General features: G+C 60.4%; 9 protein-coding genes and 2 riboswitches. Of the genes, 2 read left to right on the top strand and 7 right to left on the bottom strand.

Annotated features, from left to right (window positions below):
• The first annotated feature begins 2 nt into the window (after window positions 1–2).
• Window positions 3–944, top strand: a complete 942-nt coding sequence (locus DBR44_RS03025) for a hypothetical protein (RefSeq protein ID WP_124641947.1) — start codon at window positions 3–5, stop codon at window positions 942–944.
• A gap of 132 nt (window positions 945–1,076) precedes the next feature.
• Window positions 1,077–1,535, top strand: a complete 459-nt coding sequence (locus tag DBR44_RS03020; protein ID WP_124641945.1) for a BLUF domain-containing protein — start codon at window positions 1,077–1,079, stop codon at window positions 1,533–1,535.
• 58 nt (window positions 1,536–1,593) lie between these two features.
• Here the strand turns inward: DBR44_RS03020 and DBR44_RS03015 are convergent, their stop codons facing one another.
• From DBR44_RS03015 to gcvT, 7 genes are all read right to left on the bottom strand, one after another.
• Window positions 1,594–2,871, bottom strand: a complete 1,278-nt coding sequence (locus DBR44_RS03015) for an O-acetylhomoserine aminocarboxypropyltransferase/cysteine synthase family protein (protein WP_124641942.1) — start codon at window positions 2,869–2,871, stop codon at window positions 1,594–1,596.
• A gap of 169 nt (window positions 2,872–3,040) precedes the next feature.
• The gene (locus DBR44_RS03010) at window positions 3,041–3,715 is read right to left on the bottom strand and encodes a TetR/AcrR family transcriptional regulator (protein WP_124641940.1); all 675 of its coding nucleotides are present in this window, start codon (window positions 3,713–3,715) and stop codon (window positions 3,041–3,043) included.
• Between the two features lie 189 nt (window positions 3,716–3,904).
• Window positions 3,905–5,488 carry an ABC transporter substrate-binding protein gene (locus DBR44_RS03005; RefSeq protein WP_124641938.1) on the bottom strand — a complete coding sequence of 528 codons (1,584 nt, stop codon included), beginning with the start codon at window positions 5,486–5,488 and terminating at the stop codon, window positions 3,905–3,907.
• 118 nt (window positions 5,489–5,606) lie between these two features.
• Window positions 5,607–7,589 (bottom strand): bifunctional diguanylate cyclase/phosphodiesterase, encoded by a 1,983-nt coding sequence (locus DBR44_RS03000; protein WP_124641936.1) that lies wholly within the window; start codon window positions 7,587–7,589, stop codon window positions 5,607–5,609.
• A 386-nt stretch (window positions 7,590–7,975) separates the two neighbouring features.
• On the bottom strand, window positions 7,976–10,828 hold the full coding sequence (gene gcvP / locus DBR44_RS02995; protein WP_124641933.1) for an aminomethyl-transferring glycine dehydrogenase: 2,853 nt from the start codon (window positions 10,826–10,828) through the stop codon (window positions 7,976–7,978).
• 246 nt (window positions 10,829–11,074) lie between these two features.
• Entirely contained in the window at window positions 11,075–11,458 is a 384-nt protein-coding gene (gcvH, locus tag DBR44_RS02990) for a glycine cleavage system protein GcvH (protein ID WP_124641931.1), read from the bottom strand.
• A 65-nt stretch (window positions 11,459–11,523) separates the two neighbouring features.
• Window positions 11,524–12,612 carry a glycine cleavage system aminomethyltransferase GcvT gene (gene gcvT, locus DBR44_RS02985; protein WP_124641929.1) on the bottom strand — a complete coding sequence of 363 codons (1,089 nt, stop codon included), beginning with the start codon at window positions 12,610–12,612 and terminating at the stop codon, window positions 11,524–11,526.
• Window positions 12,613–12,652: 40 nt separating this feature from the next.
• Window positions 12,653–12,759: riboswitch (glycine riboswitch) on the bottom strand.
• Window positions 12,760–12,769: 10 nt separating this feature from the next.
• A riboswitch (glycine riboswitch) is annotated at window positions 12,770–12,861 on the bottom strand.
• Window positions 12,862–13,038: the final 177 nt, after the last annotated feature.

Below are 13,038 nucleotides of genomic sequence, written 5' to 3'. Positions count from 1 at the left end.
CCATGTTGTGGCTCAGTTCGCACTGGACTCGCAGCGGCTGGGCCGCTTTCAGCCTCTACCCCCTGCTGGCTTTCATCGGATTCAAGCTCGGCCTGCCTTCTTTCCTGCATGGCGTACTGCCCGCGCTGCTGGCCTGCGGGCTGATCGGCTGGTGGCTGAATTATCGCCGCTACCGGCTGATTGCCGACACGCCAACCGCCCATGCTGCTTCTGCAGCGCTGGGTCATGTGGAATTGTGCGGCGTCGCCCGCAATCACCCACAGGCAGCCAATTACAGTCCTTATTCCGGCCGCCGCTGCGTCTGGTATCGCTGCTGGCGCTATCACAATGACCGGCGCGGGCTGAATGGCGGCAGCACGCTGGATCCTTTTGAGCGCAGCAATGGCCTGGCATCGCTGCCGGAAAACTCCGAGCTTTCCTTCCTGCTGCTGGATGGCAAACAGGAGGTCATCATCAACCCGGAAGGGGCAGAGGTGATTGCACCCCACCGTGAAAGCTGGCAGGAAGGCAATGAAACGCTGGTAGAGGAATGGATAGCAGAAGGCGACCCGCTCTACGTCCTGGGCCAGCTGCAAAGCCACGGCGGCAGCCGGCCGGATCAACACAGCTTCCGCCAGGATGTCGGTGCCAAGCTGGCCGAATGGAAACAAGACCAGCCCGCCCTGCTGCGCCGCCACGACCTGGACGGCGACGGCAAGATCAGCGAGCAGGAATGGCTGCTGGTGCGAGCAGCAGCCGAACGCGAGGTGCGGCAAAACTATCAGCAACTGGCCAGCACACCGCCCACCTTGCATATCGGCAAGCCGGATGACGGCAAGCCCTACCTGATCAACACCCTGCCTCCCCGGCAGGTGGCGCGCAGTTATCGCCTGCGCGCCTGGCTGCATGCGCTGGCAGCCCTGCTCAGCTTTATCGCCTGGCTGTACAGCGGCCTGTCCGCTTAGCCGCAGCCCACACCATTGCCACGGCTGCGCAGACTTTCACTGCGACGAGTGCATGGCAAGGCAATTCCACCTATCATTAGCCAGCCTGCATACCTCGCAGCAACAAGAGCGCCACAGCGCCGGGAGACACGCATGATCCGCCTGATTTATTCCAGCGCCCTTAACCCCGCCTATGCCGTGCAGGAGCTGCACGGCCTGCTGGCCACCTACCGGGCGCGCAACCAGCGCATGGGCATCAACAGCCTGCTGCTGCTGATGAACAAGGATTTCCTGCAAATGCTGGAAGGCGAGGAAGCCGCCGTGGATGAGCTGTATGAATTCATCCAGCACGACCAGCACCACCTGCAGCTCACCCTACTGTCACGCGAAACGGTGAGCGAGCCCAGCTTTGCCAATCAGCCGCTGGTCTTCGTCGATACCGAAGAACTGGCACACAAGCTGGGCCACCCGGTGCACCTGAGTAATATCGTGCCGCACGGCGAGCTGGATCACGCCGAACGCGCCAAGCGCTTTGTGCAGGAATTCATCAATGGCAAGTGGCACCACCATCTGCCCAATGGCCAGAACCCTCAGGTAGTTCACCGGCGCTGATCCTGCGCGCAAGAAAAAAGGCTGCCGGATGGCAGCCTTTTTCATCGGCAGATCACGCTTACAAGGCAGCAGCCTGCAGCGCCTGATCCACATCAGCCAGGATATCGTCGATATGTTCGATGCCGATGGACAGGCGAATCAGCTCGGGACGGACGCCAGCCTTGAGCTGCTCTTCCGGCGACAGCTGTCGGTGAGTGGTGGAGGCCGGATGGCAGGCCAGGCTCTTGGCATCGCCGATATTCACCAGACGGGTCACCAGTTGCAGGGCATCGATAAAGCGGCCACCAGCCTCGATGCCACCCTTGATGCCGAAGGACAGAATGCCCGACGCGCGGCCACCCATATACTTGTCCACCAGCGGCTTGCTGGGGCTGCCCGGCAACGCACCATACTCCACCCACTCCACCGCCGGGTGGGCCTGCAGGCGCTCGGCCACCTTGAGCGCGTTGTCGCAGATGCGGTCCAGCCGCAGCGCCAGGGTTTCGATGCCCTGCAGGATGAGGAAGGCATTGAACGGCGAAATGGCCGCACCCATATTGCGCAGCGGCACCACGCGGGCGCGGGCGATATAGGCCGCCGGCCCCAGCACCTCGACATAATTCACACCGTGGTAGCTGACATCCGGCGTATTCAGGCGCACAAAGCGCTCTTTGTGCTCACCCCAGGGGAATTTGCCGGAATCAACAATGATGCCGCCGATGCTGGTGCCGTGGCCACCCAGGTACTTGGTGAGGCTGTGTACCACGATGTCGGCACCATGCTCGAAGGGGCGGCACAGATAAGGCGACGGCACGGTGTTGTCGACGATCAGCGGCAGGCCGTGCTTGTGGGCTTCTTCGGCAAAGGCGGCAAAGTCCACCACATTGCCCAGCGGATTGCCCACCGACTCGCAGAACACCGCCTTGGTCTTGCCATCCACCAGCTTGCTGATGGAGGACGGGTCCTTGTAATCGATGAAGCGCACTTCAATGCCCAGCTGCGGGAAAGTGTGGGCAAACAGATTGTAAGTGCCGCCATACAGCGTGCTGGTGGCAATGATGTTGTCGCCGGCTTCGGCAATGGTCTGGATGGCATAGCTGATGGCCGCCATGCCGGAGGCCACCGCCAGCGCGCCGATGCCACCTTCCAGCGCAGCCACGCGCTTTTCCAGCACATCGGTGGTGGGGTTCATGATGCGGGTGTAGATATTGCCCTGCACCTTGAGGTCGAACAGGTCGGCACCGTGCTGGGTGCTGTCAAAGGCATAGCTGGTGGTCTGATACAGCGGAACGGCCACCGCCTTGGTGGTGGGGTCCGGGCTGTAGCCGCCGTGCACGGCCAGTGTTTCCAGTTTCATCTTCTTCTCTCCTGTGGCTTTGCGCCTGTTGCATATCGGCCTAACCATACCGGCAGCAGGGATGGAAGCCAAGCCGGATTTCCTGCAAAGCTTATGAATTTCCGGCACAGAAAAACAAATGGCCAGTCGAAGACTGGCCATGCCCGGCAACACTCACCACAGGAAAGGACTAGACCGCAGGCAGCGCCGGCACCGGAGCCATGCTGGCCAGCACCCGCTCGAAGGGCTGGCGGAAACGGCTGGACACATAGGGAGCCAGGAAGTACAGCAGGCTCAGGCAACCCTCGCGCGCCACTACCTGCGCCTCCTGCGGACAGCGGGCAATGTCAGGCCGGGCAATCCAGCCGGTTTGCAACAGCTGGAAATTGCGCGCGAGGAAACCGATCTGTACGTCGTCGCCTTCCAGCATGCCCTGGTCACGCAGCTTGAAGAACAGCTTTTCCACGCCACGGCTGATCAGCCCGGCCTCGATCTTGCTGTAGCTTTCCCGCAGCGACTGATTGACGGAAAACAGGCTGGAAATGCTCTGCGGGATGAAACGGAAGGTCCACAGGTGGCGCAATACCTTTTCCAGCAGCGACACCAGGCCCTCGATCGAGGCGTTCACGCTCAACTCGCCAGCGGCATTGAGATAATCGGCCATCCCCTTGGAGTAGCGCCGGTACAGCTCGTTGATGATGTCTTCCTTGCAGGCAAAGTGGTAGTACAGATTGCCGGTGCTGATATTCAGATAGCGCGCGATGTGATTGGTGGTGACGCTGCGCTCGCCCTGCTGGTTGAACAGCTGCAGGCTGGCTTCGACAATGCGGTCAAAGGTTGGACTTTTGCTTTCTTTACGGCTCATGGCAGGTTCTTCCCGGTGCGCGGAACCCCGGGACAGACTGTTCCCGGCACCCGCTGCGTCTGTGATCGACAAACACCCGCGTATGATACCGCAAGCCAGCCGCTACCAGCACCTGCTTCGCGGTTGGCAAGGTGCGCCAGCAATAGAAAAAGGCAGCATTACGCTGCCTTTTTCTGTCTGCGCATATGCCTACTGCACGCTCACCGTACCGAAATTGACGCGACCGAAGGGGTTGGCGACAAAGCCGGCCACTTCCTTGCGCTCCAGCACATAAGCAGTGGGATGAGCCAGCGGCAGCCACAAGGCCTGATCGCTGATCTGCTTTTGCGCTTGCTGGTAAAGCTTGCTGCGCTGGGCGAAATCGCTGGTTTTCTTGCCATCGCTAATCAGCTTGTCCAGTTTCGGGTTGCAGTAGCGGGCGAAGTTGGTGCCAGACTGTACCGCCGCGCAGGAAAACTGCGGGGTGAGGAAATTGTCCGGGTCGCCATTGTCCCCAGCCCAGCCCATAAACAGCAGATCATGCTCGCCGGCCTTGCCACGCTTGATCAGTTCGCCCCACTCGATCACCTTGATCTGCGCCCGGATGCCAACCTTGGCCAGATCGGCCTGCAGCAGTTCAGCCCCGGCCTTGGGATTGGGATTGAGCGTGCTGCCACTTGGCCTTACCCAGATGGTGGTGTCAAAACCATTAGCAAAACCAGCCTGTGCCAGCAGTTTTTTCGCCCGCGCCAGGTCTTGCGGATAAGGCTTGATGGCCTTGTTATAGCTCCAGGTATTGGGCGGGTAAGGCAGGGTGGCGGCAGTGGCGGTGCCATCGAACACGGTTTTCAGATAGGTGTTCTTGTCAAAAGCCAGATTGACCGCCTGGCGCACCAGTACGTTGTCAAAGGGCTTGTGCTGGCTGTTGATGGCGACGAAGGCCGTCATGAAGGCAGGCGTTTCCAGCACACGTATCTTGCTGTCGTCCTTCACTGCCAGCACATCCTGCGGCTTCGCTGACAGGGCCAGCTGACACTCGCCGGCTTTCAGCTTTTGCACCCGTACCGTGGCGTCCGGGGTAATGGCATAGACCAGTGCCGACACCTTGGGCTTGGCGCCCCAGTAAGCCGGATTGGGCTGGTAGCGCACCACGCTGTCTTTCTGGAAGCTGCGCAGCACGAACGGCCCGGTGCCGATGGGCTTGCTGTTCAGCTCGGCCTGTTTGCCCGCAGCCAGCAACTGGCCGGCATACTCGGCAGAGTAGATGGAGGCAAAACCCATGCTGAGCGTGGACAGGAAGGTGGACTCAGGGTAGTTCAGCTCGAAACGCACGGTGTTGTCGTCCAGCTTGCTGACCGCCTTGATCAGCTTGGGCAGCTGCATGGACTGGGCATGCGGGTAGCCATTGGCCGCGGTCCTGTACCAGGGGTGCTCGGGGTTGAGCATGCGCTGGAAGGTAAACACCACGTCGTCGGCATTGAGCTTGCGCGTGGGTTTGAAATAGTCGGTACTGTGGAATGCCACGCCCGGGCGCAGCTTGAAGGTGTAGCTGAGGCCGTCCGGGCTCACCTGCCAGGCCAGGGCCAGCCCGGGCTGCAGTTTGCGGCTGGCCGCATCGTATTCCACCAGCCGGTTCATCAGCACATCGGCCGAGGCATTGGTGGTCACCAGCGAGTTGTACTGCACCACGTCGAAGCCTTCCGGATTGGCATCGGTACAGACGGTAAGCGGTTTGGCGGCCAGCGCCAGCGGGCTGGCCAGCGTCAGGGCCAGCGCGAGGGTTCGCAGAGTCATGTTGGTCTCCATGCGGGGGAAGGCCGCTATGCTGCGGGGCCCCGCCTGGACATCAGCTTAAGGGAAGATGCGGCAAAATCAAATGACGCATTCCCGCTAAGCTTATTCACCATCGCCATCAGACCGGGGCGGTGCTGTGCTCCAGCAATTCGTTGAAGTGCGGCAGCGATAGTGGCCGGCTGCACAGATAGCCCTGATACTGCTGGCAACCCTGCTGGCGCAGCCAGTCCAGCTGAGCGTGGTTTTCCACGCCTTCGGCCACCATATTCAGCGAGAGAATCCGACACAGGCTGGTGATGAGCTCCGGAATCGCCGAGCTTTGTGGCAGACCGGAAATAAAGGAACGGTCGATTTTCAGGGTGTTGAGGGGATAGTTCTGCAAATAGGCCAGATTGGAATAGCCGGTGCCAAAATCATCGATGGCAATGGCAAAACCCATGGTGCGCAAGCTGGCCAGCGTATCCAGCGTGTTCTGGTCATGCGCCAGCAGCAGCGATTCGGTAATTTCCAGTTCGATGGCCGCAGCACGACAGGTACTGGCTTGCAGAATCTGCTGCAAGGCATCCGGCAGCGCCGGATCACCAAACTGGCTGGCCGACAGATTGACCGACACCTGCAACACCCTGCCCTGCGCTTCCCAGCTGGCCAGTTGGGTGGCGACCTGCGCCAGTATCTGGCGGTCCAGCTCACGGATCAGGCCGCTTTCTTCACAGGCCGGGATGAAACTGTCGGGAAACAACAGACCGCGCTCGGGATGCCGCCAGCGTGCCAGCGCCTCGGCCCCAACAATTTGGCCATTGAAGCAATCCACCCGTGGCTGGTAGAAGGCTTCGAATTCGCCGTTTTCCAGGCCGCGGCGGATTTCATACTCCAGGGCGAGGCGGGTGCGCGCCCGGGCGTCCATCGCCTGATCATAGAACTGGATGCCGTTGCGGCCGGCATCCTTGGCGCTATACATGGCCAGATCGGCATGCCGCATATGCCCCTGGATATCCTCGGCCCCATCCTGGCACAGGCTGATGCCAACCGAAGCCGTCAGCCTGACCTCCTGTCCGCGCAACCATAGCGGCCGCGCCAGCGCCTCGACAATGGCAGCGGCCAGCGTGGCGGCCTGTTCCTGCACTTGCGGCGCGCACAGCAGCACCAGAAATTCATCCCCGCCCTGCCGTGCCAGTTGTTGTTGCGGGGTCAGCAGCGATTTCAGCCGCTCGCCCATCTGCACCAGCAGCAGGTCGCCAAAGGCATGGCCCAGGCTGTCATTGATGTTCTTGAAACGGTCCAGATCGATACACAGCAAGGCCGCTTGCCAGCCCTGGCGCTTGGCCTGCTGCAGCAGCGTGGGGTAACTCTGCAACACGAAATTGCGGTTGGGCAGGCCTGTCAGGGTGTCGTGCATGGCCAGGTAACGGGCGCGGGCTTCGGCATCTTTCAGCTCGCTGACATCCACTTCGCTGATCAGCACGGCATCTTCACCGGACACCGCATCGCGACAATGGCGTGCCGACACTTCGTGCCAGCGCTCGCCATGGCGGGTCATCACCTGGGCCACCAGCCGCCCCTTGCCCTGCTGTTGCAATTGCAGCTGTAACAGTTCGCGGTCGGCAGCATGAATCAGATGCGCCTGCCAGCACTCGGCAGGATCGACCACTTTCTCACGCGCGGCCGGATTGCGGTACAAGGCCGGGCCATCCGTCTGATAAAGGGTGATCAGCACCGGCAAGTGCAATAGCGCCTCGGCGCTGCGCAGGGTATTCGGGTCGGCCTGCAATTCGCCCAGTGCCTCACACAGCATCATCATGCTGCCCTGATGCCGCAGACCGGTGAACACCACTTGCAGGCTGCGCGGCTTGCCATTGGGGTAGAGCGTCCACGATTCGGAAAACTCCATCTCGAAGCGCTCGAAATCACTCTGATACTGCCGCAGCCGGCGGGCTACCGACTCGGACATGTCGCAGCCCATATCGCGCCCGCGCAGTTCGTCCAGGCTGCTGGCATCCCATACCTTGAGTGCTGCCGCATTGGCCCAGAACACCCGCTGCTGGTCGATATCGAACACCCATACCGGATGCCGCAGCCGTGCCAGCAAGGCAAAGCGTGCCATCGTTTCTTCAGTAAGCTGTGTTAGCTCGTGCAGCATAGCGACTTTCAACCTGGCCCAAACATGAATATTGCCGTCGCGTTCATTTCACCCTCCCCGGCAGTGGAAGGACGGCTATTCTAGCAACCATCCGCCATGCGACTGCTGTTTTTTAAGACCTGCCCTTAAAATAAATCTCGCTTCTTTAACATTTATTTGCTCACCATCGAAATATCTTCATGACAAACAACTGATGCAGATTAACGAATCCAGCGCATAGAGCATTTGCTCCAGAACAAAACAAGCTGTTAATCATGGAAAAACCTGCGCCGATGCCGGCCAGCCCACAAAAAAACCCCGCAACCGCGGGGTTTTTGCAGAAGCGGCGGGCGGTGGCCCGGACGGCTGGCTTACAGATAGCTGTCGGTGCTGGGGCAGCTGCACACCAGATTACGGTCGCCGTACACATCGTCGATACGGTTCACGCTCGGCCAGAACTTGTTTTCCAGCACATAAGGCAGCGGGAACAGGCCGGTTTCGCGGCTGTACGGACGCGCCCAGTCGCCAGCGATATCGGCCTTGCTGTGCGGTGCATTGCGCAGCGGATTGTTGTCCGCCGGCCATGTGCCGTTTTGTACCTGGTCGATTTCCTGACGGATGGCGGTCATGGCGGCAATGAAGCGGTCCAGTTCGGCCTTGGGCTCGGATTCGGTCGGCTCGATCATCAGCGTGCCCGGCACAGGGAAGCTCATGGTCGGCGCGTGGAAGCCGTAGTCCATCAGGCGCTTGGCCACGTCCACCTCGGTCACGCCACTGGCGGCCTTGAGCGGGCGCAGGTCGATGATGCACTCGTGCGCCACGCGGCCATTGGCACCGGTGTACAGCACCGGGAAGTGCTCGCCCAGCTTCTTGGCCATGTAGTTGGCCGACAGCAATGCGTTTTCGGTGGCTGCCTTCATGCCTTCGGCCCCCATCATGCGGATATACATGAAAGAGATGGGCAGGATGGAAGCAGAGCCAAACGGCGCAGCGGAAACCGCAGTCTGCCCGGCAACGGCACCCGGCACTTCAGCCACCACGTGGTTGGCCATGAACGGCGCCAGATGGGCTTTCAGGCCGATGGGGCCCATGCCCGGGCCGCCACCACCGTGCGGGATGCAGAAGGTTTTGTGCAAATTCATGTGCGACACGTCGGCACCGATATCGGCCGGGCGGCACAGGCCGACCTGGGCGTTCAGGTTGGCACCGTCCATGTACACCTGGCCACCGTGGCTGTGGATGATGTCGCAGATTTCGCGGATCGGCTGTTCGAACACACCATGGGTGGACGGGTAGGTAATCATCAGCGCGGCCAGATTGGCCGAGTGCTGCTCGGCCTTGGCCTTGAGGTCGGCCACGTCGACGTTGCCGGACTCGTCACACTTCACCACCACCACCTGCATATTCATCATCTGCGCGGTAGCCGGGTTGGTACCGTGGGCGGATTGCGGAATCAGGCAGATATTGCGCTGAGCTTCGCCACGCGCTTCGTGATAGCGGCTGATGGCCAGCAGGCCGGCGTATTCACCCTGCGCGCCGGAGTTGGGCTGCATGGAGATGGCGTCAAAACCGGTGATGGCCTTGAGCTGGGTTTGCAGGTCGTCGATCAGTTGCAGGTAACCGGCAGCCTGATCGCGCGGGGCAAACGGGTGCATATTGGCGAATTCCGGCCAGGTGATGGGAATCATCTCGCTGGTGGCATTCAGCTTCATGGTGCAGCTGCCCAGCGAAATCATCGAGTGATTCATCGCCAGGTCGCGGTTTTCCAGCTTCTTCAGGTAGCGCAGCATCTCGTGCTCGCTGTGGTGGGTGTTGAACACCGGGTGGGTGAAGAAGGCAGATTCACGCTTGAGGCCAGCCGGGATGGCATCGGCAGCGGTGGCATCCAGCGCGGCGATGTCGGCATCCTTGCCGGTAAACAGCTTGATCAGCGCGGCCAGATCAGCCTCGGTGGCGGCTTCGTGGAAAGCCACACCCAGCACGGTGGCGGAGACGCGACGCAGGTTGTAACCGGCAGCCAGCGCCGCAGCGTAGATGGCGTCGGCATTGGCCGCTTCCACCTGTACCGTGTCGTAGAAGCGGTCGAATACCAGCTTGCCACCGGTGCTTGTCACCGCATGGGCGAAGATGGCGGCCAGACGGTGGATGCGGCTGGCAATGCGCTGCACGCCTTCGGCACCGTGGTATACGGCGTACATGCCGGCGATATTGGCCAGCAGTACCTGGCTGGTACAGATATTGGAGTTGGCCTTTTCGCGGCGGATGTGCTGCTCGCGGGTTTGCAGTGCCATGCGCAGCGCGGTCTTGCCCTTGGCATCCACGGACACGCCGATGATGCGACCCGGGGCCGAGCGCTTCATCTCGTCCTTGAAGGCAAAGTAGGCAGCGTGCGGGCCACCGTAGCCCATCGGCACGCCAAAGCGCTGGGTGTTGCCGATGGCCACGTCGGCACCCATTTCTGCCGGCGACTTCAGTGCCACCAGCGCCATGATGTCGGCAGCCACTATAGCTACCCCACCCTTGGCCTTGATGGCGGCAATGTAGGGGGTCAGGTCGAACAGGTCGCCCGCTTCGCCCGGATACTGGAACAGCGCACCAAAGTAGTCGCCATTACCGGCCTGTTCCGGATGGCCGGAAACCAGCTCGAAACCGAAATACTTGGCACGGGTCTTCATCACGTCCAGCGTCTGCGGCAGCACGCGGCTGTCGACAAAGAACTGCTCGGACTTGCTCTTGGACACACGGCGCGCCATGGCCATGGCTTCGGCGGCGGCGGTGGCTTCGTCCAGCAGCGAGGCATTGGCCATTTCCAGACCGGTCAGGTCCATTACCATTTGCTGGTAATTGAGCAGTGCTTCCAGGCGACCCTGGGCGATTTCCGCCTGATACGGGGTGTAGGCGGTGTACCAGCCCGGGTTTTCCAGCACATTGCGCAGGATGACGGTGGGGGTCAGCACCGGGTAGTAACCCAGGCCGATGAAAGACTTGTTGACGATGTTGCGGCTGGCCACATCTTTCAGCGCGGCCAGGGCTTCGGCTTCCGGCACCGGGGACGGCAGGTCCAGCGGGCGGTTCAGGCGAATGTCGGCCGGCAGGGTCTGGGCGACCAGATCGTCCAGCGAGGCGGCACCGATTTCGGCCAGCATGTCGCTGCGCTCGGCATCGGAAGGCCCGATGTGGCGGGCAATGAATTCGTTGCGATTAAACAGGGAAGCAAGTGTCATGGGGGTGTCCGGTAATGAAGAGCTGTACCTGAGAATCCATTCAAGATCTCGCGAGCTAGAGCGAGACAAGGCGAAAACGATCGATAAAAAATGGGGAAGCGGAATTTACATAGCGTAAATGCGCATTCCGTAAATCTTTTTAACACCGTATCGCCCCATATCTATTAGCCCAGCAGATATTGAGCAAGTTCTGAAAGTGAAAAAGCCCCGCGATGGTGTGCATCACGAGGCTTTTTTACCGTGCGATCAGGCGCCGATTTCCTTGGCGTAGCCAGCAGCATCCAAGAGGCTGTCCAGATCAGCGGCATTGGCCGGCTTGATCTTGAAGAACCAGCCAGCGGCATAGGGCTCGCTGTTGGCCAGCTCGGGGGCGGCTTCCAGTTCGGCATTCACTTCCAGGATTTCACCGGCAATCGGAGCGTACACATCGGAAGCGGCTTTCACCGATTCCACTACGCCGGCTTGCTCTTCAGCAGCCAGCTGCGCGCCCACTTTCGGCAGCTCGACAAACACGATGTCGCCCAGCAGCTCTTGTGCGTGTTCGGTAATGCCCACGGTTACGGAACCGTCAGCTTCCAGACGCAGCCATTCGTGGCTGGCAACGTATTTCAGGTCGGCAGGAATGCTCATTTGACTCTATCTCCACTAAGTATGCGATGTCGGTGCGGGCAGCCGCTGGCCGCCCGAGCCAGTGTTCAGTTGAAAACTTTCTTGCCGTTGCGCACGAACGGCATCTTCACCACGCGGACAGCGGTGAGCGTACCACGCAAATCCACCTGCGCGCTGTCGCCGGTTGCGGCCGGGACACGGGCAATGGCAATGGAATGCTTGAGGGTGGGCGAGAAGGTGCCGCTGGTGATGATGCCCTCACCCACGCCCTCTACCACCACTTTCTGACCTTCACGCAGCACGCCACGGCCTTCCAGCACCAGGCCAACCTGCTTCATCGGCACACCGGCGGCTTTCTGGGCTTCCAGCGCCTTGCGGCCGATGAAATCGCGGCTGGCCGGTTCCCAGGCAATGGTCCAGCCCATGCCGGCCTGCAGCGGCGACACGGTTTCGTCCATATCGTGGCCGTACAGGTTCATGCCGGCTTCCAGACGCAGGGTATCGCGTGCGCCAAGACCGATGGGGGCTACGCCGGCGGCAACGAGTTCATTGAAGAAGTTGATGGCTTCGCCGGCCGGAATCATGATTTCCAGACCGTCTTCCCCGGTATAGCCGGTACGGGCAAAGAACCAGTCGCCTGCAGGCAAGCCCTGGAATACCTTGAGTGATTGAATGGCATCGGCCAGTTGCGACTTGACCGCACAGACCTTGGCAATGGCAGTGGGGCCTTGCACGGCCAGCATGGCCAGATCGCGGCGGACATTGAGGGAAACATCAAAACCGGCCTTGTGGCTATCCATCCAGGCCAGGTCTTTGTCGGTGGTGCCGGCATTGACCACCATGCGGTAGCCATAGGAAGTCAGGTAGACAATCAGGTCGTCCACCACGGTGCCCTGTTCGGTCAGCATGCCGGAATACAGGGCCTTGCCTTCGAAGGGCAGCTTGGCCACATCGTTGGCGATCAGTTGTTGCAGCCAGGCTTTGGCGTCGCTGCCGCTGATGTCGATCACGGTCATGTGGGACACATCGAACATGCCGGCGTCGCTGCGCACGATCTCATGTTCCTTCAGCTGGGAGCCATAATGGATGGGCATTTCCCAACCGGCGAAATCAACCATCTTGGCGCCGGCGGCGACATGAGCGTCAAACAGGGGGGTACGTTTCGGGGCCGTCATCTGTGCGTCCTTGCAAAGGGGGTGTTTTGCCTGTCTTGTACAACACCCCTCTGTCCTGACACCTGAGATTTTCCGGCGGGCGTTTTCAGCCGCCGTTAGCCCCTTCGGTGGCTACCTCGATGGGCAGCGCTCTCCAGAGTAAAGCAGATACGTGATATCCGATGATGCAGTCCTTTTGCCTGAGCGATTGCGGGTGCGCTTGCGCCTTCGGCGGCGGTCTTGCTGACCGCTCTCTCCTGCATGATGCGGCGATTATCGTTGCAGAAACAGGCAAAGGCAAGCCGAGAATATCTTCAGACAAAGCGATTTATCCTGTTGTTTCTGCTTAATTTTCAATATCGAAAATTTACGAAAAATAAAATTGTCACAATATATTCGTTAACAATCATCGTTTCGTGACAAGCACAAACAAGGGCTGCCATGGCA

This window comes from Aquitalea sp. FJL05, assembly GCF_003852595.1.
In the GTDB taxonomy this organism is placed as follows: domain Bacteria; phylum Pseudomonadota; class Gammaproteobacteria; order Burkholderiales; family Chromobacteriaceae; genus Aquitalea; species Aquitalea aquatilis.
The sequence above is the reverse complement of the archived record's forward strand: the minus strand, read 5'-3'. Positions and strand labels throughout refer to the sequence as shown.